The 23,822-nt window shown below is 40.9% G+C and carries 20 protein-coding genes; 5 read left to right on the top strand and 15 right to left on the bottom strand.

Annotation, left to right across the window (positions count from 1 at the left end; genetic code table 11):
* Positions 1 to 11 precede the first annotated feature (11 nt).
* Positions 12 to 632 (bottom strand): glutathione S-transferase, encoded by a 621-nt coding sequence (locus AAC000_RS04960; protein ID WP_339720634.1) that lies wholly within the window; start codon positions 630 to 632, stop codon positions 12 to 14.
* Positions 633 to 864: 232 nt separating this feature from the next.
* Here AAC000_RS04960 and AAC000_RS04955 point away from each other — a divergent pair, with 232 nt between their 5' ends.
* From AAC000_RS04955 to AAC000_RS04945, 3 genes are all read left to right on the top strand, one after another.
* A complete protein-coding gene (locus AAC000_RS04955) occupies positions 865 to 1,383 on the top strand; it encodes a TetR/AcrR family transcriptional regulator (RefSeq protein ID WP_339720910.1) in 519 nt (172 codons plus the stop codon).
* Positions 1,384 to 1,555: 172 nt separating this feature from the next.
* A complete protein-coding gene (locus AAC000_RS04950; protein ID WP_339720632.1) occupies positions 1,556 to 2,617 on the top strand; it encodes an alpha/beta hydrolase in 1,062 nt (353 codons plus the stop codon).
* A 197-nt stretch (positions 2,618 to 2,814) separates the two neighbouring features.
* Entirely contained in the window at positions 2,815 to 4,017 is a 1,203-nt protein-coding gene (locus AAC000_RS04945) for a bifunctional alpha/beta hydrolase/OsmC family protein (protein WP_339720630.1), read from the top strand.
* A gap of 168 nt (positions 4,018 to 4,185) precedes the next feature.
* Here AAC000_RS04945 and AAC000_RS04940 read toward each other — a convergent pair whose 3' ends face one another.
* The 5 genes from AAC000_RS04940 to AAC000_RS04920 all read right to left on the bottom strand — a co-directional run bounded on the left by AAC000_RS04940 (position 4,186) and on the right by AAC000_RS04920 (position 13,408).
* Positions 4,186 to 4,593 carry a hypothetical protein gene (locus AAC000_RS04940; RefSeq protein WP_339720628.1) on the bottom strand — a complete coding sequence of 136 codons (408 nt, stop codon included), beginning with the start codon at positions 4,591 to 4,593 and terminating at the stop codon, positions 4,186 to 4,188.
* A gap of 59 nt (positions 4,594 to 4,652) precedes the next feature.
* Positions 4,653 to 9,734 carry a DNA repair ATPase gene (locus AAC000_RS04935; RefSeq protein ID WP_339720626.1) on the bottom strand — a complete coding sequence of 1,694 codons (5,082 nt, stop codon included), beginning with the start codon at positions 9,732 to 9,734 and terminating at the stop codon, positions 4,653 to 4,655.
* A gap of 56 nt (positions 9,735 to 9,790) precedes the next feature.
* The gene (locus AAC000_RS04930) at positions 9,791 to 11,818 is read right to left on the bottom strand and encodes a hypothetical protein (protein WP_339720624.1); all 2,028 of its coding nucleotides are present in this window, start codon (positions 11,816 to 11,818) and stop codon (positions 9,791 to 9,793) included.
* A 44-nt stretch (positions 11,819 to 11,862) separates the two neighbouring features.
* Positions 11,863 to 12,501: a hypothetical protein gene (locus AAC000_RS04925; RefSeq protein ID WP_339720622.1), complete on the bottom strand. Its 639-nt coding sequence runs from the start codon at positions 12,499 to 12,501 to the stop codon at positions 11,863 to 11,865.
* Positions 12,502 to 12,697: 196 nt separating this feature from the next.
* A complete protein-coding gene (locus AAC000_RS04920) occupies positions 12,698 to 13,408 on the bottom strand; it encodes a DUF1499 domain-containing protein (protein WP_339720621.1) in 711 nt (236 codons plus the stop codon).
* Positions 13,409 to 13,503: 95 nt separating this feature from the next.
* Between AAC000_RS04920 and AAC000_RS04915 the strand changes: the two genes are divergently transcribed.
* Entirely contained in the window at positions 13,504 to 14,304 is an 801-nt protein-coding gene (locus AAC000_RS04915) for a sterol desaturase family protein (RefSeq protein WP_339720619.1), read from the top strand.
* Between the two features lie 13 nt (positions 14,305 to 14,317).
* Here AAC000_RS04915 and AAC000_RS04910 read toward each other — a convergent pair whose 3' ends face one another.
* Positions 14,318 to 14,743: a PACE efflux transporter gene (locus AAC000_RS04910; RefSeq protein WP_339720617.1), complete on the bottom strand. Its 426-nt coding sequence runs from the start codon at positions 14,741 to 14,743 to the stop codon at positions 14,318 to 14,320.
* Between the two features lie 86 nt (positions 14,744 to 14,829).
* Here AAC000_RS04910 and AAC000_RS04905 point away from each other — a divergent pair, with 86 nt between their 5' ends.
* Positions 14,830 to 15,705 (top strand): LysR family transcriptional regulator, encoded by an 876-nt coding sequence (locus AAC000_RS04905; RefSeq protein WP_339720615.1) that lies wholly within the window; start codon positions 14,830 to 14,832, stop codon positions 15,703 to 15,705.
* 156 nt (positions 15,706 to 15,861) lie between these two features.
* Here the strand turns inward: AAC000_RS04905 and AAC000_RS04900 are convergent, their stop codons facing one another.
* The 8 genes from AAC000_RS04900 to AAC000_RS04865 all read right to left on the bottom strand — a co-directional run bounded on the left by AAC000_RS04900 (position 15,862) and on the right by AAC000_RS04865 (position 23,785).
* On the bottom strand, positions 15,862 to 16,047 hold the full coding sequence (locus AAC000_RS04900) for a hypothetical protein (RefSeq protein ID WP_339720613.1): 186 nt from the start codon (positions 16,045 to 16,047) through the stop codon (positions 15,862 to 15,864).
* A gap of 154 nt (positions 16,048 to 16,201) precedes the next feature.
* Positions 16,202 to 16,696: a DUF3617 family protein gene (locus AAC000_RS04895; protein WP_339720611.1), complete on the bottom strand. Its 495-nt coding sequence runs from the start codon at positions 16,694 to 16,696 to the stop codon at positions 16,202 to 16,204.
* 44 nt (positions 16,697 to 16,740) lie between these two features.
* Positions 16,741 to 17,355, bottom strand: a complete 615-nt coding sequence (locus tag AAC000_RS04890; RefSeq protein ID WP_339720609.1) for a CDP-alcohol phosphatidyltransferase family protein — start codon at positions 17,353 to 17,355, stop codon at positions 16,741 to 16,743.
* 3 nt (positions 17,356 to 17,358) lie between these two features.
* On the bottom strand, positions 17,359 to 18,015 hold the full coding sequence (locus tag AAC000_RS04885; RefSeq protein WP_339720608.1) for an ATP-binding cassette domain-containing protein: 657 nt from the start codon (positions 18,013 to 18,015) through the stop codon (positions 17,359 to 17,361).
* Complete coding sequence (locus AAC000_RS04880) at positions 17,999 to 19,666, bottom strand: ABC transporter permease (protein ID WP_339720606.1); 1,668 nt, start codon at positions 19,664 to 19,666, stop codon at positions 17,999 to 18,001. Before AAC000_RS04880 ends, AAC000_RS04885 begins: the two co-directional genes overlap by 17 nt.
* Positions 19,642 to 20,820, bottom strand: a complete 1,179-nt coding sequence (locus AAC000_RS04875) for an ABC transporter substrate-binding protein (RefSeq protein ID WP_339720604.1) — start codon at positions 20,818 to 20,820, stop codon at positions 19,642 to 19,644. Before AAC000_RS04875 ends, AAC000_RS04880 begins: the two co-directional genes overlap by 25 nt.
* A complete protein-coding gene (locus AAC000_RS04870; protein WP_339720603.1) occupies positions 20,801 to 21,643 on the bottom strand; it encodes a DUF547 domain-containing protein in 843 nt (280 codons plus the stop codon). The genes AAC000_RS04875 and AAC000_RS04870 overlap by 20 nt, the downstream gene beginning before the upstream one ends.
* On the bottom strand, positions 21,644 to 23,785 hold the full coding sequence (locus tag AAC000_RS04865; protein ID WP_339720601.1) for an FAD-dependent oxidoreductase: 2,142 nt from the start codon (positions 23,783 to 23,785) through the stop codon (positions 21,644 to 21,646).
* Positions 23,786 to 23,822: the final 37 nt, after the last annotated feature.

The following is a 23,822-nucleotide window of genomic DNA, read 5'->3' as shown; positions in this document are numbered from 1 at the left end:
AATATCTGTACTTAACCTGCAACACTTGGGCGCTTAGCTACATTTTCTTGCCATGCAACTAAATGTGTTAGCTCACTAGGTATGGCTATTTGTGCAAAACCTGCAAAGACTAACCCAGCAAATAACGTTATATCTGCAACACTAAAGGTGTCACCAGCTACAAATTGTGAGTTAGCTAATACATCATTAAAATACACTAAACCTTGACTGGCTTTTTCTCCTTGTTTATTACCCCATTCTTTATTTTGATAGGTTTCAAGCACTGGACCTAAGCCATCTGTGGCATGGTGGAAATACGTACCTGCCGCATCAAGTACTGTAGACTCGGCACGTTTTTGCATCATGCTGATGATTGCGCGTTCTTTGGCAGTAGTGCCTGTTAAAGAATCGCCTGCAAATTCAGTATCGATATACTCAATAATTGCCGAACATTCAGATATGTACGTGCCGTCATCTAATTCAAGCACAGGCACAGCACCCAATGGATTTTTAGCCAAAAAGGCATCCGTACGGTGCTCACCATTCATTAAATCTACAGCAATGAACTCAACATTCGAAGTGGCATTTTTTTCTGCTAATGCAATACGGACTCTAAGTGGATTGGGAAAGTTTTCTACGTCATATATTTTCATGGATTATCTCTACTAAATGAGTTTTAAAAAAGAGCTACCAGCCTTACCTACCTACTGATAGGTAGTTTATATTATTTAATTTATACTAAGTCAACTTTTAAAATGAAGAGTGGAGATCAAACATGGCGAAAATAACGTGAAAAGAGTATCTGAAAATAATGAAGATCTGCTCTTGCTTGTAAATAATAATTTGCCAGTTGATAATGCCATCACACTGATCGGAAATAGTAAAATGACCAAAAAAGAAGCTCTATTAAAAGCGGCAGAGGATAAGGTACGCCAAGGTGGCTACAGTAATTTTAGCTTTAGGGAGCTTGCTAACGAAGTAGGTATTAAAAGTGCGAGTGTGCACTATCATTTTCCAACAAAAGCCGATTTAGGCGCCGAGGTCGCACATCAATATACTAATTCGTTTTTAGCCGCATTAGGCGATCCCAACAATATTAAAATAAACGGCACAAACCCTATCGATGTATACACTCAACTATTTAGAAGTGCATTAATCACCGATGACAAAATGTGTTTATGTGGATTATTAGGTGCGCAAAGTGAAAGCCTACCAGACAAAGTACGCCTCGAAGTAAAACGTTTTTTTAATGAAAATTTGGCTTGGTTAACGACTGCACATAATGCCAACGGCGAACCTGATCCGGTACACGCAGCTATTGTTACTATTAGTTTGCTTGAAGGCGCCATGATGATAAGCAAAGCCCTTAACGATCACAGCTATTTTGAAAGTGTAACTCAGTAATTTTACTCTGCACTTTGGTGATATTGGCTATCCTCGAAATACTCATATGAGATGTCGAAGGTCTTGTTTTTACCATTCCTTCTTTGCTTGTTCGATTTAAAAATAAATAATATTTTGAACAAAAATACACAGGTCATAGGTCTTCTCTGAGCTAATCTATATCGAGATACCCATGAAATTACCAATACCGTTATTTAAAGCTAAGGCAATAGAATCCAAATACCCTTCCATTTCTAATCAAGTACAGCCTTCTTTATCCTTACTCACAACTATAGTGATGTTTATCAGCCTAATATTTGTTTCCTTAGTTACACTCACATCTAAGGTTAATGCTGCCGATGCTGCATGGCCTTCAAAAACCTCTTATCGTTATGCAAGCATACAAGGAAAACAAATTTTTTACCGAGAAGCCGGTGAACAACATAAACAAACTATAGTGTTATTACATGGTTACCCGTCGTCGTCACATACTTATCGCGAACTTATTCCGCTGTTGTCTGGGCGTTATCATGTTATTGCCCCTGATTATTTAGGCTCAGGTTATAGTGAACGCCCCGATCCAGCAGCGCAAAAATACACCTTTGATTTACTGGCAGAATACGTAAATGGGTTACTTGAGCATATTAAAGTAGAACGATATAGCTTATATATTCAAGACTTTGGCGCGCCGGTTGGTTTTAAAATGTTACTAAACCATCCAGATAAACTAGAAACACTTATTGTTCAAAATGGTAATGCATATTTAGCGGGGTTAACGCCATCTAGACAGGCGTTCTTTAAACAGGCTAATCAAGATAGATCACAAGCTCAGCTAGATAAACTTTATTCGTTTACTGGAGAGCCAGCCATTATCAACAAGCAGTATTTACGTGACGTACCTAACAACTCAGCTATTATGAACCCAGATAGTTGGACTCACGATTTACATTTTTTACAGACCCAAAAAGACCGACTAATTCAAGTTCAATTGCTGCAAGATTATTACAATAACCTGCTAGATTATCCAAAGTGGCAAGCCTACTTAAGAAAGCATCAACCACCCACACTGATTGTCTGGGGTAAGAAAGACCCAGCCTTTATTGCAGCTGGTGCGCAAGCCTACTTAAAAGATGTGCCAAAGGCAGAGTTACACTTATTAGATTCAGGGCATTTTACAGTGGAAGAAAAGCCGGTAGAAGTCGCAAAATATATAATTGGTTTTATGGAGAGCAGCTGCTCTAAGATCGAAAAGTAGTGGATGATGTCAAATGTCGGGGATTGCATTATGCGCGTTTATACAATTAGTTATGAGTTTTCAGTTTGACAGTTCCAGCAAATATTAAAGGATCCAGTATTTTCTTCATCATATTGAGTACACACCTAGGTTTTGGACCGAGTTTTTATTCGGCAACATTTGAAATTGTTTTTACTTAAGAATTAGAGGAATTTGTTATGCGTCAAAAAGTAGAGTTTATCAGTGGTAATCACACACTCAGCGGGCTTTTAGAAACACCCGAGTCGAATGTTAAATTTTATGCTCTCTTCGCCCATTGTTTTACCTGTGGTAAAGACGTGGCAGCGGCATCTCGTATTAGCAGGGCACTGACTGCTAAAGGTATTGCCGTTTTACGCTTTGACTTTACTGGTTTAGGTAATAGTGATGGTGACTTTGCGAATACAAATTTCTCTTCAAATATACAAGATCTAGTCTCAGCAGCAGATTTTTTACGTAAAGAATATAGCGCACCAAAATTACTCATAGGCCACAGTTTAGGTGGTGCGGCAGTATTGGGCGTCGCTCAGAAAGTGCCTGAGTCAGTGGCGGTTGTGACTATTGGCTCGCCATCAGATGCGGCACATGTGACCCATAATTTTGCTGCTCATATTGACGATATAGAAGCAAACGGTGAAGCTGAAGTAAATCTTGCTGGTCGCAAATTTAAGATACAAAAACAGTTCCTAGACGACATTAATAGCTACGATACTGGGCATATCAGTAAACTCAAAAAAGCTCTGTTAGTGTTGCATTCACCGGTAGATACTATTGTTAACATCTCAGAAGCTGAAAAAATTTATCAAGCCGCGCTGCACCCAAAAAGCTTTGTAAGCTTAGACAGCGCAGATCATTTATTAAGCAATAAAAATGATTCTGAATATGCTGCAGCTGTTATAGCAGCATGGGCAAGTAGGTACGTACCAAATGATGCAGAAACCTATCAAAGTAAGGTAGCTCAGGGGCATGTTTTAGTGGAAGAAAAAGATCACAAGTTCACTCAACATGTTAGCACTGCAAGCCACTACTGGTTGGCAGATGAGCCCGTTAAAGTCGGTGGTAAAAATGCAGGTCCAGATCCTTACGAACACCTACTTGCTGGTTTAGGGGCATGTACGTCAATGACATTAAGAATGTACGCTCAGCGTAAAAAGCTGCCCATAGCACATATAAAAGTAGAACTAACACATACACGCAATTACATCGAAGATTGCGACAATTGTGAACAGCAAAACGGCATAGAAGCGATTGTGCGTAATATTAGTTTTATTGGCGATTTGACAGAACAACAAACAGAAAGGTTTTTAGAAATTGCCGATAAATGTCCAGTTCATAAGACATTACACAGTAATGTAACTGTTGTTAGTAAGCTGGTTGAATAGTGATTCGAATGTATTAATAAAACCTCCCAGACGGTTACCCACTTCAATGCAATTAAGGTGGGTATCACCTTTTAACAGCACGCTTCGCGACATATGTTTTTTGCTACCCGATTGACACGCTTTAACATAGTCACTGGCTCATTCTAGCTCCAAAACACTGCAATGAACTCAACTATACTTCGCATCAATCTTCTTCAACGACCTTAAAAACAATCCCAATCCCCCTACAGCTAATACCAAAATCACAATCAACTCAAAAGTTGTCATTGTACGTAGGTTAAATCTTACTGATGAAATTACACCAAAAATTAGGGCGGTGATTGAGCCCAGGGTTAACAGCCAACCTAAAATGTTTTTAGCGTTAAAAAAGACTAGGCCTATGCCAAAAATAAAGGGGATCATGATCATGCCGCCGGTGACACCGAAGTTGTTACCGAAACCGAATAACCTTGAACTTAGGCCAAAGTTGGACGAGACAGTGATGGAATTAAGTAGCAAATAAAAACCGCCACACATCATAATCACGCCAATAAAAAACTGACCAATACCACCTGAACTGCCACCTGCACCATTCATATCTATTACCTTTCTAAGTTATCTTGTCTACTGTGGCCAATTTAAACATGATTTTCAAATTACTTTTTCTTCTTAAAATCATCTTCTGAGGCACCTGACCATACCTTGCTTAACAGATGCATAGCAGTGGCCACGCGATTGATGGGTTTAATTAAATCTGTGGTATCCGACTGTTGCATATCTATTTTTATAGCTTCTAAAGAATTAGAAATGTGACCTAATTGTTGCACCGCTTGGGTGGTGGGGTCGCCTTCAACTTCTAGGCTTTTTTTACTGCCAAAGGCACTACAGATATGTTGCCAACGGGTGGTTTTTTCTGAATCCATCACCCCCCTCAATATGGCTAATTTAAGTAAGTTTTCTTCGGCGCCTGAGGTGAGGGTTTGTGCTTCACCTGTGTAGTGATCGCCTATCAATTGCATAAGTTCGTCATGATTCATTACAGCCGAGATCTTTTCGGCCATTTTGTTCATGTTCCGATAGCTACCTTGCAATTTGAAGGGCGGTTCTTCACGGTAATCTTCAGCAGTGGCCGCTGAGCGAATATATTCAAGGTTCACTTTTAAGATCACGTCTTGAATGGCCGTTAGATGTTTCAAGACACTAATGATTTCATTCACTTCAGCGCTGCTGTATTGATGACTCAAGTCACTACTATTGTTGTTACCACTTTGTGCCATAGCCACTAATTTATACACATCTTGCATGTCACGCAGTGCTAAAGGAGCTAACACAGGATTCGAGGTGAGGGCATTTTCGATATAACTAAGGGCGAACTGCTCCTCTTTACCACCGAGCACATCACCCAAGTTATAAATATCGGCACGGTTGGCTAACATGTCGGGCACTTTAAACACATCGCCAGATTCGGTATAAGGGTTACCGGCCATCACCACACAGAATTTTTTGCCGCGCATGTCATAGGTTTTAGCTTGGCCTTTCCAGACACCTTCAATGCGTCTAGTGCCATCACACAATGAGATAAACTTTTGCAAAAACTCTGGGTGAGTATGTTGAATATCGTCTAAATACAACATCACATTGCTGCCCATTTCTAGGCCAAGATTGAGCTTTTCGAGCTCTTGCCTTGCGGTAGCATTGGGGGCGTTTTCGGGATCGATTGAGGTAACATCATGGCCAAGTGATGGGCAGTTTATTTTCATAAACACTAAGCCTAAGCGATCCGCCACGTACTCCATCAAAGTCGTCTTACCGTAGCCCGGTGGTGAAATTAGTAATAATAAGCCCATTAAATCGGTACGTTTGTTTTCACCTATAGTGCCCATTTGTTTGGCGAGGTTATCACCAATAATCGGCAAATAGACCTCGTTAATTAAACGGTTACGTACAAAAGAACTAAGGGGCTTGGCTTTGTAAGCGTCAAGTTGTAATTCCTTTTTACTGGCCTGCATTTCTTGCTGGCGCAGTTGATGGTAACGATGAAAATTCGCTACATGCCGATTGTGGTATTGGTTGAGTCGTTCGCTGTATTCATCTAACGCAATATTGAGCTGACTGTTTTCAATGTTTTTATGATCGCTGAGTAGCCCATCTACTGTGATGTTCAGATCAACTTTACTCGGTCTAACATTGAGTTTGCCATGGCAAATAAGTAAGGCCGCGGCCTCTGGTAAATAATGAGTTAATTGTGCCTTGTCTTTTTCGCCTAAGGTAGCCGCAAGCCAAGCGTTAGTTAAACTCCATTGCTCTTCTAAACCTGCAATTTGAGTTTGTTTAGGTTCGGCTTGTTCAAGCAATTGATTAAACTGCGCCATGGCGCTTTGGAATTCATGTAAATGCCCTAGGGTGTCTAACTGTTTAGTGAAATTTTCAGACAAACTTTTAGCGGGTTGACTACTGATAAACGCCAACTTAGGCTGGGCTAATTCAGCACTTAAATAGTCAGTGCTTTGTGCAATTTCATGCTCTTCAAAATGAAGTGAAAACTGCAAACAAAAGGCTTGAATTTTTTGCTGGAGTGTTTGCTGTAATTGTTCAAACCCATTGCGGCTATTAAATGATTTGGCGAGCAATTGGGCACTAAAAGCATGGCTTTGCCAAATTTTTTGTTGGTTTTTTTCGCGACTCGAAAAGGCCCAAAATAACATGGCCAAAGCTCGTGATTTAGGCGAAAAACGCAGTAAATCTGCTTTTTGATGCACTGGTAAAATAGCCTGCAATAGTTTGACAGCATCGGAATCATGCACCCCTTTTTCGTAACCTTCTTGGTAACGTTCAGTCATATACTGGCGCACTAATTCCAGCAATGCTTTGGGGTCATGACACCTTTCATACAAAGCATGAATGGATTGACCATTTTGCTGTAACTCACCATCACGAATAATCAGTGAGGTTAAATATTCGACTCGGCTTACCCTATCATTTTCAGAAACTAAGGCTTGTTGCCAGTAAGGTTTAAGGTCGTTGAGTTCTTGACTATCTAAACGTTCAAAATAGTCAGTCCCCACTAAATGACGGTATAAGCCATCGTCTCGGGGCAACAGAGTTAAATCAAGATTTTGTGAATTGACGCTAAATTTGTGTTTACCCAACTTAATAACAGCGCCGCCATCTTCAAAAATATCCTGTTTATCTCTAAGACTGCGAATACCTTGTTCTTTGGCTGCTTTTAATTGGGCTTCTAAATCGTCAGCTTTAACGGGGTCGTTCAGTTCGCGCAACTGAGTGACAAGATCAGCAATTTTCATCACCATAGGATCAGAAGCAAAATAGGTATTGAGTTGGTCTGCATCCTTAAATGACTGCGCACGCCTGCTCACACCTTTTAAGATTCTTTCTGCGGCACCAAATAAGTTTTGCGAGCGGCGCTGTTGGTCTTCTAGTAGGCTTTGTTTACGACTTTCAAATACGCTGTGTAATTCTTCCCGCTTATCCATAATATCGCTGAGAAACTGGTCATATTCGCTAAATTTGGACTCTAACTCTTCTAACTGGATCATTAATCTGGATAACTGCTCATCGGCTTTTTCGGGCGTATCCACCATAGCAATGGCACTGTTGATACTTTGAGAAAACAACCTAAACTGAGCAGCAAATTCGGCTGATGATTCACCTGAACCTAACTCTTTGCGGCGTTTTTTGCCCTGAGCTTTGACTTGGTTAAGCTTGGCGTAAATTTCTGAAATATCATCGAGAATTTTAGTTCTAATGGTGGCATCGTCGACTTTTAAACCATTAAGGATCTCGGTCAATAAATCTAAACCAATAGACAAGTTATCCAATTCTTCAATGAGCGGCTTTATATCCACCACCAAAGTCACTTGGGCTAAGCTATTTTCTAGGGTGGTTATTTTGTCATGATAAGGCTGTAAGGCTTTATCCGCCGCTAAAAATTCAACTGTGGCACTGCTGACGCTCTCAAATTGTTCACTTACTTGGGTATCTAATTCAGCGATACGCTGGCGATTGATGTAGCGCTGCTCTTTGAGAGTGATTAAATGCCCGCGTTGTTGTCGCAACGCCGTTAAACATTCGACATATTGTTCTGGTGATTGCCAATCGCTTATTTTAATGGTGGCTAATACATCAGCTTGTTTTTGCTCGGCTTGAGTAAGGGCTTTGTCAGCTTGCACCCGAATTTGTTCGACTTTTACAAACTCATCAATCACCAGTTCCGCCGTGGCGGTGATTTGTTTAACCACTTCACCTAAACCGTCTACTTCTGGCTCGGCTAACCAGTAATAACTATCAAACATAGTACGGCAGGTTTTGATTAGATCTTCATATAAATTACGGCTTGGATTGGGATTGGCCACACTGCGGTTGATGGCGATTAAATCAGAAATTCCGCGCACTAATTCTTTGTTGCCAATGCGGCTGAAAAAACTATCGGATGTAGGTTGTTTAGCAGCATGCTCTTGACTGAAATACGGGGTTTCCCACACTTGCATGGGATGAACACGGGTAGCTTCGTCTTCGGCAACAAAGACCACCATAGTGCCATTTTCAAACACGCTGTAACCATGGGCATAAATGGGGTTTTGTAACTCTTTACGAATTAGATTGTAAGAGTACAGACCCACTAAGCCCGACTCAGGCTCGTAAAATACATAGAGTACGTCTTCACCATTGGGCGAACGAATGGTGCGTTTAAACTGCAAGCCTTGAATTTCATCTGGGAAAGATTTAGTTTCACCATTTTGTAGATAATAACCGCCAGGGAAAATAATGCCGTGGTCTTCCGGCAAAGACACACAAGCTAAACCAATAGCATCGATACGGTTCACTTGGTTAGTGCGGGTATTAAAGACTAAAAAGCGATACTGTTTTTCTCGATACGGTTGGATTTTTAGCAATATTAAGCTGCCAATTTGTGCATATTGGATGTCGGCATCTGCTAGGCTTTGGGTTTGATCTTCAACCGATTCGTTATAGATACCCAAACCATCTTCAGTATTGTTTTCTACCTTAATCGTTAATTGACCACCTATGGTTTCGACAAACACCTGATCGAGAATATTAACGTGTGGATGTTGCCCCGTCTCATGGGTTTCTCGCCCAGCTTTATGCCATTCAAAATCATGGGAGGCGGCAACCTTAATCGCTCGCTCGCCGCGGTTGTCGATGTAACTGGCGCTACCGTCTTTATTGACTCGCCATTGAAATACTCGAGTGTCATCAATCTTTCGGCCAATTTGAAACACCGCAAACAGGGTTTGATTTTGTACCTTAAGCTGTATTAATCGCGCTTCTTTGTAATAGACATACAACTCGTTAAATTCTTTAACAAAAGTGCTATCTGCTAAAAAACTGCCAGCCAAGTCTTGGGCGTCCAATTCAAAGCCCGAGTCGTTTTGTTTGAGTTTGTACAGGGCAAACACATCTTGGACTTTGGTTTCTTTTTTTAGCCCAATAAAAACGTTGTAACCAAATAAGATATTATCGCCTACAGGCACTATATCCCTAGCCACACAATTATTTTCGGTGCGCACCCGCACCCGGCTAAGCACATCAAGTTTGGCTTGACCAAACTCTGCAATACGCGCCTGATTAAGGCTTTCGACTTTTTGTTTAAGCTTAGATGCTTGTTCGGTTAAACGGGCGCGAATGACTTCATAGGCACCGCCTTCGGCTACTGCTTGATCAACTTGATTTTGATCAGTCGTAGTTTGCTCTGTCATAGAATATGCTCCCAGCTAAATAATATGGGCAGCGAGCGCTGCCCAGGACCTGTTGATTAGCTCGAAGGGTTGTCTGTACTGCTAGCTTTTTTACTTAATGCTTTAGTTACTAAATCCATAATTTGTGGGTTATCTCCCCCTTCTTTAAGAAATTTAGCGACTAAGGCTGTGATAGCCGTGTCTTTAGCATTACCACTGGCACCACCAAATCCGGCCACTAACTCTTTGGCATCTTCTACAAAACTGGCATCACCATTAAAGTGGTCAGCAAAGGCAGTTTGTAAGGTTTCACTCTTACCTATGGTGCCATCAATTGCTTTACCCACAGACAAAGACTTAACAAAACTATCTAAATAACTAGTGTCACCACCGACAATATCGATATTGGCTTCTTTAAGGGCTTCAGAAAGTACCAATGCTTGCTGTTTGGCAATTTCAACATTAGTGGTGATGGATTCCATATTTTGTTCGTGGTGTTTGTCTAAGCGCATTCTAAATTCTTCATGAGCACGTTGTTGTTCAGACATAGTTCCCATGGCTTCAAACTTCTTGGTCATGCCTTCGGCTTCGGCAGCGGCTTTCTTCGCCATCACTTCGGCTTCGGCTACACCGGTTTTCTCAACAGCATCCGCCATGGCTTCTTGGACTCGTACATCTGCCATGCCTTCTTGCTCTTTGGCTATGGCTTTTGCTTCCATCACCTTAGCTTCAGCAAGGCCTGAAGCCGCAGCAAGTGCTTCATTACCTTCTGCTTCTTTACGTTGTGATAAAGCGCGTTTTTCAGCCACATCTAAATCTGCCGCGGCTATTGTGGCTTTCTCTTTAGCGAGGAATTCACTGGATTTTTCTGCAGCTTCTGCCGCTTTAATATCTTTCACTAAGGCTTCTTCAGCATCTGCTTCAGCTGCTATTACTTTTGATTTTCTTAAACGTTCAGCTTCTGAAATTACCCGTACATCGTTAATTTCTTCTTCTTTTTCAGCCACGGTTTTATCCACTTCGACGCGGCTACGAATGACATCAGCAATCTCACGCTTTTCATGCTCGAGTAATTTTTCATTGGCTATACGTTGCAAGGAGGCTTCTTTTTCACGTTCAATTTGTTCTAATTCACGGGCTTTAATCACCCGCTCTTCTTCAATGGCGACGGCTCGTAAACGATTGTTCTCAGCGACTTCTACTTCACGTTGTTTGTTTTGTTCTTGTACTTCAATTTCTTGTTCTGCTTGCACTCGAGCTTGTTCTGCTTTGAGTTTTTCTTCGTGTTGCACTCTCTCAGTTTCAGCTGATTCACGGGCCACAACCGTTTCAACTTCACGTTTTTGTTTGGCTTCGGCATCGGCTTGTTGACGTTCAAGTTCAAGGATGGCTTCGCGAGTTTCCACGTCTTTACGTTTGATTTTCATCTCTTCGTCACGCTGGAATACATTGGTTTGAATGTGTTGTTCAGCGGTCAGTTGAGTTATTTTACGAATACCTTGAGAGTCTAAAATATTATTGGGATCGAGTTTTTCAAGGGGGGTTTGTTCAAGGTAATCAATGGCCACATCTTCGAGTACATAACCGTTAAGATCGGTGCCAATATTATCAATGATCATATCCCGAAACTTGTCACGCTTAGCGTATAACTCTTCAAACTCTAGGGACTTACCTACGGTTTTTAAGGCTTCTGAAAATTTTGCACTAAACAAGTCTTCTAGAGTCGCAATATTCGAGGCTCGCTCACAACCAATTGCCTGAGCAACTTTCATGACATCGTCACGGTTTTTATTCACCTTAACAAAAAAGCCTACTTTGATATCGGCGCGAATATTGTCATTACAAATCAAACCATCAGAGCCACTTCTGTCCACCTCAATGGTTTTCAGGGAAATATCCATGATTTCCATTTTATGGAATACCGGGATCACCACACCACCAGTAAAAGTGACAGTGGGTTCGTTACCCATTTTATTAATGATCATGGCACGACCCTGCTCAACCTTTTTATACAGGCGAGCTAACATCAAAATAATCCCCATCACTAGGACAAAAATTCCTACTGCAAGAGAGATCCAGAAAATTACATCACTTTCGGCATTCATGTGTGTTTACTCCGTTAACTACGACTAAATTTAAGAAAAGGGGGTTATAGATTGGTTGATGACATTGCCATCACTTCGGCTTCAGAAGCTACGATATAACTATCGTCCTCTGTTGAATATTCTAATAAAACAATACGGCTGCCTTTGCACAAATCATTAGGAGTATTCGCTCTTACTGTATACACCATGCCATCATCCGCGGCCGCTTGGCCAAACGACTCAGTCACAGTTTGAGTGGTAACAGTACAAATCACACCGTTCAAATCTTTCTTAGATACGGCTTCATGGGTATGAAAAATTTTACGTAAAGGTTTACAACTAAGGGCGGCGATGGGCAGAGCCACTATCACTGCAAACATTGCAATAATAAAACCCAAAGCGGTAGCTGACACTATGCCATCAAATAGCGGTGTCAAATATTTTCTAGCTAAATAGGTAAAAGCAAAAGCGTAAATGTCAACTAAGGTCAGCGCTATTGAAAGGGGCACACCGTTAAGACCAAAGGTTTCAAGCCACCCTCCTAGGGAAGAATCGGCATCACTCTCTGCATCGACCTCTATATCAAAAATTTCGATATCCACTAGGCCAGCAAAGGCTAATAGCCAAAATAACATTAAGACAATCAGCGGAATGGTGAATAATATCGTAGGGAAGCTAAACACTTCGCTTAGAAAAAGTTCCATTTTGAGATGCTCCGGCATTAGGTTTTAAGGAATCAACCTAACCTCAAGGGTCACTCGTCAAATTACGTTGAGAACCAAGACTTGTCAAATGAATGTGCCGAAAATGGGCTGATAAGAAGTGTAAAGAAACACAAAAATAACGATTTAATAAAAACGGCTTGCCTGCTTTTTAGAGAAAGCAGGCAAGCAATACAAGTTAATTTAAGTGTGTATTAATCCCAGCTATTAACCCATTGAGACGTTCTGCATTTTTACCAATATCGCTTTTACCTATGCGCGACTTGCTTCTGGCATCGAGCAGGGTCATCTGGCCATCGCTTTGAATACGAATAACAACATCATCAACAAAGCCGAAAAAAGTAGTTGTATCGAAAGCTTCAATCAAACCACTGCTTTTGTCAGAATTAACCAATTCTAAGCCCATAGTATTCACTGCTACTAGCGCCGCATCAAAAACTTGATCCCTTGTTTGCTGATACTTTTGTGTTTGCAATTCAGGATAAGCAGCCCGCTGTTGCTTAGCGATTTCTTCACCTTGATATTCAGCAGGGTTAGGCGCATCTGCTCTAAGCGGCAAAATCGCCACAAATTTAGGCGGGTTAACTAAATCGGTACTGATATCGTGAATGGGAGGCACTGATTTGGCTTTATTCATCATGCTAAGTGGTATGACTATCGCCACAGCAGCACATATCACAGCCACACCTGTTGCCGACCAAGAGAGTGTTTTACGCATAAAAATGACTTGGATTAGCGCCAGAACAATAGCCACAGCACCTACTATAAGCGCAATTCGCATGGCTAAAAACGCGTTCATTAGTCCCAATATTTCCGCCTGATATAACGGACCAGATAGCAACAATAATAATAAGGCCAATACACCTGCTATTAATGTAAGAATTTTCATGAAAAGAATGTCCTGTAATTTATTAACACAATGATAATATAGAAATTAAGTCTATATACCTAATTGATTCACTTAAAGAGTAACCATCACTCACTATGATTAATGATACTTGGATTAGGCTTGGGGTTTTCATTTCAGTGCTTGTGATAATGATGCTCTGGGAATACCTAAGACCCAATCGTCTTTCTCCTGTTAGCACAGGGAAACGCTGGTTCAGCAATTTCTTTTTAGTTTTACTTGGCTCGCTAGTTGCTAGATTAATGGTACCAACTGGTTTGGCTGCAATGGCAATCTATGCACAAAACGATCAGATTGGATTGTGGAATCAAATATCGGTGAGCCTCTGGGTAAGTGTGCCTGTTTCAGTGTTGTTATTTGACTGTTTAATTTATTGGCAACATCGACTTTTTCACCGCGTGCCAATGTTCTGGCGTATTCATAGAGTTCACCATGCTGACCCTCACCTTGACGCCTCAACAGGTTTGCGTTTTCACCCGATAGAAATAGCGCTGAGTTTAATCGTAAAAATTGCAGCGGTACTGTTACTAGGTGCACCTGTATTAGCCATTTTGATTTTTGAAGTGTTGCTTAATGCCACATCTATTTTCAATCATAGTAATATTAAACTCCCGACTAAACTCGACAAGTTATTGAAAATATTTATCGTAACCCAGGCCATGCACCGTATTCATCACAGCCAAGTGGTGCACGAAACTGACAGTAACTTTGGATTTAATCTGTCTATCTGGGACAGGTTATTTGGCAGTTATATTGAGGACGCGGCAAATGGTGATGAGGGTATCAAATTGGGTTTGAAAGAGTATGCAAGCCCGCAAACCAATACCAACCTAAAAGCTTTGTTGTTGATGCCTTTTCGCCAAAAGCCAAACCAATGAACCAAGCTTAGGTCTATTGCGCCGCTGTTTTAATGCATTTTGTGTAGGGTTGATATCTGTCGTACAGCCAATTAAAAACAAAGGTATAAATTAGAATAAAAATTAAAAATCCAGCCTCTAAAGTGACAGCGGCTAACCAAGATATATTTAAATACCAAGTTAATGCAGGGAGAGTAATAACAACCATACCCAATTCAAAACCCAAAGCATGGAAAATCCGCACCCATCCCCCTCTTTCTATTCGATTTTGACCGACCCATTTATCAAACACTATGTTGTAAATGTAGTTCCAAAACATAGCAAACAAAGATAAACCCATACCAACTATCAACATTTTTTGGGTTTCCAACCCAGCAATAACAACTGTAGCAGGCACGACTAAAGCTAATGCTGTAACCTCAAAAAAAATGGCCTGAAAAATCCGCTCCATTACTCTCATTGATTATTTCTTTATTTAGTGACGATGGAAGTATTTTCATCCAAAATAAAGATACAATATAGTGAGATAGCATCTGGAAAAGCGATATGTTTAGTATTGAGCAACTTCAAGCCTTTGTTGCAACGGTGGAAACTGGTTCGTTCTCAGCAGCAGCCAGGCATTTAGGTAAGGTTCAATCGGTAACCAGTCAACATATAATTAATTTAGAAATAGATTGTAATGCCACATTATTTACGCGCACTGGCCGCTACCCAAAACTAACTGAAGTTGGTAAAAAATTACTTCCACAAGCTCAAGCATTACTTAGTCAACATCAGCGTTTTAAAAACTCCGCCTTTGCACTAACAAACCATACACCAAACGAGATCACTATTGCCCTCGATGAAGGCATCCCTTTCCAAAAACTCACTAATATTATTAGTGAGTTGGAGCTCAAATATCCGCAAACCACACTCGAATTTTTAAGTGCATCCAGCCTCGATATTATCGATATGCTTAGCAATGATCAGGCTTTAACGGGTGTTGTTTTCAGCGAGCTAATAATTCCTGACTTTTTAGACTTTGAATGTATTGGTGCAGTAAAATTTGATTTATACATTGCTCAATTTCACCCATTGGCAACTCAAGTATGTAAAAACATTGATGATTTGAGAATGTATCGTCAATTGCTGATTCGCTCTCGCAATACGCTAACCAGTAGCTTTCAATTAAAAATAAGCCCTGACATTTGGTATGCAGATAATTACTTTTTATTACTAGAGTTGGTACTGCAGGGCCATGGTTGGTGTTTGCTTCCAAATCATGTGGCAACTGAATCGGTACAAAACGGCAGCCTAATAAAGCTACCACTAGAATTTAAAGAAATGGGCTGGCTGGCCAATGTTGATGTATTGCAACACCAACGCCATAGCAACCAAGATGAATTTAAAGTGCTCAGGAATTTATTACGAAATCTTTTATGATGTGTGACTAAAATGAATAGCGATGCATCCACAATGATAAATGTGGGCAATCAGTGATGACCAATAGGAATTGGCCACCATTAAAGCAAAGATACTAATAGAATATTTGCTAAGCCATTTAAAATAACTTACCAAAATATCTTTATTTACAAAGACTTAATCATCCCTATCAAAAGAGGGGTCCGGTTGATGGCGTTTTTTGGACTCACTGTTTTTCAGTCTTTTTTCACGTTGCTTTTTTTCAAGCTCAGCTCGAATTTTGGCGGCACTTTTATTTTTTGATGAACCGATTATTTCTTCTTCATCAAAGTCGTCTAACTTAACACGATTGTCTTTACCCATGATACTTAGCTACTTTAAATTAATAAATACTCTATGTTAGGGTTTGATTGTAATGCCAAAATTTAAAAAAATCACCTGTTCAAATATTATCGTATGAGCAAATGAAAAATACAGTCTCACTTTAGCTGTTATTTAACCAACTCTGGATTATTTACTACTTAATACCTTCAGGACAGGTTGCCGCTTTCCATTCACCAATAGTAGTAATATTATTTTTCCCCATAGCCCCCATATCCGCTATGACCTGGCTTTCTATACGCTTTGAGTTAATTGATTTAGTACTAATAGTCATGGTCGTTGCTCCACCTGCACAAGTCAGAACGCCACTAAACTCCTCTGAGGTACTTTTATTCACTTTTAGATCACAATCATTACCCGCAGACTTAAATGATTCCTTCATTTGCTTTTCCATATTATTAAGTGAATCTTGGGTAATACATTGTTTTACGACAGGTATCTTCATTCGACTGGACATCATTGCGCGAATGGTTTCTCTTTGGGATTCAGGAATACTCGCCAGCATAGCTTCAATGTCCATCTCAGACGTTGTTTCCCAATAACCTAACTCCATATTTAACGGCACCAGTTCAACTTCGGCCTTAACTTGATGAGTCGCAATAACTAACAATAATATAAATAGTTTTTTCATCACAATTCCTTTTAATTGAGTTTATTGAGTCAATCTAACCTTTATTAATTTAGCCTGTTAAGTGTTTGGTATCCAGTCATTATCCTCACTGCTGCGGTAATCATACAGGCTGCAGTATAGACCAATGCTATAGGAATAAAGTTCTCAGGGAACAAACAAAACAAACATAATACAACTATGGTTTCGAACCCCTCTGCCAATCCCCCCATATAATGCATACTTTTATTAGGGTATTGCGGATTGTCAATATTGTGTTTGCTGGCCATGATTGCAAAGGCTAAAAAGCAACTTCCCGTTGCTGTAAACGACAACATTAATAAGCTGCCCGCAATAGCATTTTGTTCTGGATGACTGACAATAAAGGCAAAAGGGATGGCAGAGTAAAAAATAAAATCCAAGCTAATATCTAAAAAACCACCTGCATCTGTGGTTTGTGTTTGTCGGGCAACCGCGCCATCTAAGCCATCGCTCAATCGGTTCAGCAATATAAGGATTAATGCAAGGTCAAAATGTTCCGCAATAATAGCAGGTACCGCCATCATCCCTAACACAAAGCCACATACAGTCACTTGGTTTGCAGTGATACCCAAACGAACCAAAGGTTTGGCAGCTAACGCTAGGGGTGGTCTAATAATTTTATTCAGTAAGGGATCAATCATTGCTTATTTTTGCTCTAACGTTTGATAATAATCAGCTAAACATAATTGTTGAGCTGCATCAGGAATGTCTTCTACATCATGAGACACCATAACACTGGGAATGTTTTGCTCGGCGAGTTGCTGAAATGCCCAAGTCCCCATTTTTTCTCTAGTACTGGGATCTAGTGCTGCAAAGGGTTCGTCTAGTAACATCACTTGCGGCTGATTGGCTAATGCTCTAATCAATCCCACCCTAGAACGCTCACCACCACTAAGGTTTTGAGGATAGCGACTTGCAAGATGCGTTAAGTTAATTTGCGCAAGTAAATCCATAGCCGCAGCCCGTCTTTGTTTTTTAGAGGAGCGCAGCGGAGTTTTAGGTAAGGCAAAACAAATATTATCCAGCACATTGAGATGGGGAAATAAATACACATCTTGCATCAATAACCCAACTCGTCTTTGTTCGATAGGCAATTCGGTTAGGTTGTTGCCCGACAGAATAATCTTGCCTTTCATCACTACATGCTGAGGAATATTGCCCAACAACCAATGTAATAAGGTTGATTTTCCGATACCACTAGGGCCAGTGATCACCAGTAACTCACCTTTATGCACCTGAATGTTTGGCAAAGTGATACGCCATGTTTTGGTTTCGATTTGGCAATCAATAATCTCTAGCAACTTCCCCTCCCTTAGTATTCATTTCAACACTGCCTCGAAATCTGCGGGCCAACAAGGCTGCAATAAAAAATGCCATAAAAGGTAACAGGGATTGCAATAACACATAGAGTGCAATCAGATCTTGCTGACTGCCAGTGCCAATGGCGACCGCTTCAGTAGTGATAGTTGTCACTCGTCCTGCCCCTATCATTAAAGTAGGTATGTATTGAGCGATACTCACCGAAAATGCAATGGCAAATGCAGTAAAAACAGCGGGTAATAGCAACCTAAATCGCACCAACCACCAGCTTTCCCATACTGAATAGCCAAAACTTGCAGCTAACAATTCAAAACGAACATCAACATTCTGAAACGGGCCTTTTAATACTAAATAGGCATAGGCAAAAGTAAAAGGTAGGTGGGATAACACTATCCAACCACTATGGTAACTGCCTTGTGACCAGATATGCACAACTTGCCAACCTAACACCATACTCAACTGGGGTAAGATGATAGCTAACAACCAATAATAATCAGGCCAAAATTTTCCTGTTTGTCTTTGTAGTTCCAATGCCAATAAGGCTAAAGCGACCCCAAACAAAGCTGACAATACACCGAGCAACAATGAGTTTTGTAAAGGTAAGGCAAAAAACACCCATTCATCTTGCCACAATCCCATGCTTAGCTCCTTAAACGCCAAGCCTTCACCCTGCCAGTTAAAGCCCAATGACCACAACGCGAATACCACCACCATAATAGCGGTCAACACACCTAATATAGGTAACCAGGCTTTAAATACAGGATTAACGCTTCCCACAAGGAAACGACTACCTTGGGTTGCTAGCGCTTTACATCCAGCATGGGCAAGCTTTTCATGGGCATATAGAATGAATACTGACACCGCCAGCAGTATCAGCAACAGAACATTAGACCAAAACGCTAAGGCTTGATCACCAGCAGCAAAGCTGGTTTGCCAACGATAAACCGATACGGCAAATAGCTCGGGTATATTGGGTCCAACCAACAAACTCACATCTACCACCGACAGCGTATAAGCCGTAGCAGCTAACAAAGCTAAACGAGATTGTTTAAGTAGCGCCGGAAACACCAAAAACCACCAACAACGATAGGCTTCATATCCCAAAGCTTTACCCTGAATTAGCCAATATTTGATCGGTAACTGGCGACCAATAGCACTAAAAATCAATAGGAAAAAAGGGACTTCTTTTATAACTATCGCCATCATCAGCGTAGACAACCCCTTGCGTGGCAATCCTGAATCAGCAAAAAATACGCTGCCATCACTGAACAAAAACACTAGGCCGAGAGCAATAGCCAGATGAGGTAACGATAAAAGTGGTGCGAGGTATTTTTCAAAGGAGCGTAAGCGTTGACTATTGTGATACTGGCTATACACCATAAATGCAATATACAAGGATATTAAGGTGCTAAATATGGCACTGAATAAGGTCATAAAAATCGAAATGGATATACCTTGATAGGCCAAAAAAGGCTTAATATCGGCAAAACTGAGCTGCTCTGGTGGCCACAATCCAATTACTATGCCTAAAATTGGCAGCAATGAAATGAAAGACACCAGCAACCATCCACTGGCGAGCGCTAATTGTGGGATTCGCACTAGCGGCGCTAGCCGCCGTATCGTTGCTGCCATACGTCCTCAATAATCACATGCCATGAACTGTGAAGTTCAGGATGAGCAGGCATAGTGGCATTTTCATCAAACAGAGAAGTAATCACAGCAGGATCACCCCATACACCAGTAAACTTTTCTTGTTGGGCTTTTTCACTCAACATAAAGTTAATCACAACTATAGCCGCATCTGGACTAGGTGCAGACTTAGGGATCGCCAAGTTATGACTATTGGTGATGGCACCATTAGCAAAATAGCGCCTCTCGCTGGACTCAGAAATTTGTTGAGTATTTTTTTCTTTTAACCATTGGTTCGGATTAAAGCTTACTGTCATTGAGAGATTTTTTTGTTGATACAATAAAAATTGTTCCGCTGCCGAACTCGGAAAAGCTTTACCTTGCTGCCATAAGAAGGGGTGTAACTTATCTAAATACTGCCATAAGGCTGGCAGCAACTCCTCTTTGGCTTGCTCTGTCGCGAATTGATACAAGCGAGGATCAGCTTTACTTAAATCGATTAACAATTGTTTTAAAAAAGTGGTGCCATGAAATTCCGGCGGTCTAGGGTAAGTCACGGATTGTGGATGATTTTTAGCAACATCTAACAAAGACTTGGCACTAAGTTGAGGTTGCGGATACGCAGCTTTTTCCGCAATCAAGTTAAATTGCCCAATACCCCAAGGTACTTCAAAGCCGTCCATAGGCTCACCAAAATCGACGGTTATAGGTAATTTATCCACCGCTAAAGAAGCAGAATTAGGAATAGCTGTCCATAAATCACCCAATAAAAATCCCTGCTCCTTGAGGTAGGCAAAATTTTCACCATTGACCCAGATTAAATCAATTGCGCTAGTTCGACCGTTTTCAGCTTTGAGTCGTGACACTGGCTCAGAGGGGTCAGTGACTTTAACGTGAATTAACCTAATTCGATATTGTTGGGCAATTTCTCTGGTTGCCCAACGCAAATAATCGTTCACCGCCTTGGAGCCGCCCCAGGCATAAAAATACACTGACTGCCCCTGCGCGGCCTTTAAGGTTTGTTGCCATTGGGCATTGTTTTGTTGAATAACACTATCAGCCTTTGTACCGGAATTAGCATGGCTGGTAGCTGCGTATAAACACACTAAACAAGCAATAAATAGGCGGCTTAAAACCTTAAAAAGTAGCGATGTCATTTAACCGCCAATCATAATCTAGATAACGAATACTATAGTTTTGTTTTTGCAACCAAGACAGTTGTTGAGGATAGTCGGCCAGATCCCCTTGATACGCTTTAATAAGGTCTTTAAGACTAGTAAACCCTTGCTGCCCTTTCTCAAAATCCTCTCCGTACCATTTAAAAATAGACGAAAGGTACACCTGATTTTCACTTACCTTAACAGTATTACGTTGATCGTCAGATAAAAACTGCGACATTTGAGCATCTAGTTGCTGTTCCAGTTTATCAGCGACGAAAGCTTCCTGCCGCAAGGGAGGACAACTCACAGCAGCACACACTAGGGCTGCATGAATACGTGGACGTTCAAACCACTTACGGATCATATCGTGTTCAATTGCGTCTAAATTGCGCTTTTTATCCAGCAGGGTAAAAAACGATTGTTTCCATGGGCTAGAAAAAAAACTGCCTAAGTCTTTAATGGACTCAGCTTTGCCACTCTGAAACTTTGGGTAGTTCTGAACAATCAGCTGTAAGGTAAAACCGTTATAGGCATTGATCAGAAAGCTAAGCTGCTCATCACTTTTCCAGAGCTGGTATTCACTTTGTTTAACTGCAGATAATTGTGCCAAATATTGGTTTAACTGTTCAGGCTGCTTAAAAAGTTGCCCATAATCTACCCGGGTTTGTTTTTTATTAAGCGACAGTTTGACTACTTCACTCAACACTTGAGTGAAGTTTTGGTGCTGATGGTCAAACGCTTGCACTTGACTTGAAAGCATCATCGAAGCTGCCATAAATAAATAACACACCATTTTAGTTCTAATGAATTTATTAGTCATTTAGTTACGACGCCAAGTATGAAAACGTTCAACAAATGCCAGCAACTTTTCAGGTGTGTGGGCTTTTTTCCAGTTCCCTGCGGCGTACTTGCTCGCTTCAGCCATAGTGGGGTAGATATGAATAGTGCCGAGAAGTTTATTCATACCAAGATTGTATTTCATTGCTAGCACAAACTCTGCAATGAGCTCCCCTGCGTGGGCCCCAACAATAGTTGCACCAAGTATTTTATCTTTACCTGGAGGCGTCAGCACTTTTACAAACCCACGAGCATGATCGTCTGCTAAGGCTCGGTCTAAGCCACCAATATCATAACGGGTCACTTCGTACGCTATATTTTGCTCTTTTGCCGCTTGTTCGTTTAGCCCCACAGTGGCAATTTCAGGATCGGTAAAGGTTGCCCAAGGAATAACCCGATAATCCACTTTGAATGTTTTAAAGGGTCTAAATAACGCATTTACCGCTGCATACCAAGCCTGATGGGCTGCGGTATGGGTAAACTGATAGGGCCCCGCAACGTCGCCAGCGGCCAGTATATTGGGGTATTTTGTTTGTAACATCTCATTGGTCACCACCACTCTATTGGTTTCAATGCCCAGCTTTTCGAGACCAAAACCTTTTAAGTTAGCCATTCTACCCACTGCGATTAATATTTCATCAAAGGGTAACTTCTCTTGTTTACCGTCTTTTTCCAAAACAATAAACTTACCTTCAGCGGTTTTTTCAATGGCGGTAGCAGTTGTATTTAAGCGTACATCTACACCGTCTTCGATTAATTGATCATATAAATATTGGGCGGCGTCTGGATCTTCCTTAGCCAGTAATTGCGGCAACATTTCTACTTGGGTGACTTGTGTGCCCAAACGACCAAAAGCTTGAGATAATTCACTGCCTATAGGACCGCCACCTAACACAACTAGGCGTTTAGGTTGTTCGGTTAAATCCCACAAGTTATCAGCCGTTAGGTAATCTATATCCTGCAGACCTGGAATAGGCGGTACAAAGGCACTGGCACCAGTAGCAATCACAATGTTTTTAGTAGTAAGGGATTGCACCCCATCAGCAGTTTGAATATCAACTTGCCAAGGCGAAACTATTGTTGCGCTACCTGTCACGACTTTTACCCCGAGGGACTCATAACGTTCGATAGAATCATGGGGCTCAATGGTTTTGATCACATTATGTACTTGGTTCATCACCGTTTTAAAATCAACTTCTGGTGCGTGGTAATTCACACCTGCATTGGCAGACACTTTATGGGTATGGGCTAATTTACTGGCATGCAATAAACTTTTTGAAGGCACACAACCTGTATTTAAGCAGTCGCCACCCATTTTATGTTTTTCTACTAAAGTGACCGATGCTTTAACTGCCGCTGCAATATAAGCTGTTACTAATCCTGCAGAACCTGCACCAATCACCACCATATTGCGGTCAAAGGTTTTTGGCTTTTCCCAGCCTTTATACACCCGTTTTTGTTTGATGAAATTTAGAATCAATTTAGCAATAATAGGGAAAATACCCAGCAACACAAAAGATAAAATTAATTCTTTGGAGGCAATGTCAGACACCGCTTCTATTTCAGCCAACTGGGTACCAGCATTAACATACACAGCAGTACCAATAAGCATACCTACTTGGCTAACAAGGTAATAAGTGACCGTTTTGATACTGGTCACACCCATCACTAAATTAATAACAAAAAATGGGAAAATAGGTACCAGTCGTAAACTTAATAGATAGAAAGGCCCATCTTTTTCAACACCTTTATCTATTGCCTTAATACGCTCAGAAAAAGTGGCTTTAACCCAGTCCCTAAGTAGAAATCGAGACACCAGAAATGCCAATGTAGCACCGATAGTTGAAGCAAAAGACGCCAAAAGTAATCCAAAACCTAAGCCAAACAACGCCCCCGACCCTAAGGTTAAAATAATAGCACCTGGCAAGCTAAGGGCTGTGGCGGCAACGTAAATAACAAAATAAACAATGAATGCCTGCAACCAATTTGACTGAATATAGTCAGCCAAATCTTGTTGGTGCGCTTTTAAACTCTCCAGCGTTAAATACTGGCCTATATCAAAAATAAAAAAAGCGGCGATCAACATCACTATAGTGACGAGAAGTAACCCTCGTTTAAAATTCATTCAGTTTTGTCCTTTGGTAGCACTAGTAAATCTGTCT

It is taken from the genome of uncultured Paraglaciecola sp. (assembly GCF_963977085.1).
Lineage (GTDB): Bacteria > Pseudomonadota > Gammaproteobacteria > Enterobacterales > Alteromonadaceae > Paraglaciecola.
Note: the sequence above shows the minus strand (reverse complement) of the source record. Positions and strands in the feature narration are given on the sequence as shown.